General features: G+C 42.6%; 1 rRNA gene. It reads right to left on the bottom strand.

Annotated features, from left to right (window positions below):
- Window positions 1–252 precede the first annotated feature (252 nt).
- Window positions 253–317, bottom strand: a 16S ribosomal RNA gene (locus tag KW840_RS28340); the annotation flags it as partial.

Raw genomic sequence — 317 nt, forward strand, 5'->3', positions numbered from 1 at the left:
CTCAACTAAGAGAACTCACAAATTTTACCTTAGCCTGATCCGCTACCAGTGAAAGTAACGTTCAGTCTATCTTTCTATCACATACCCAAATTTTTAAAGAACGAACTAGTCAAAGACTAGAAATCAATATTCACGCTGGAATATTCATTTCTAAACTCTAACGAAACAGACTGCCTTAAAGGCTGGCCTCTCGTCTTCTTCAATGAATCAAGCAATTCGTGTGGGAACTTATGGAGCAGCTGAGTCGTCGATTAAGGAGGTGATCCAGCCGCAGGTTCCCCTACGGCTACCTTGTTACGACTTCACCCCAGTCATGA

The organism is Pseudomonas sp. PDM30 (genome assembly GCF_019218985.1).
GTDB classification, from domain to species: Bacteria; Pseudomonadota; Gammaproteobacteria; order Pseudomonadales; family Pseudomonadaceae; genus Aquipseudomonas; species Aquipseudomonas jessenii.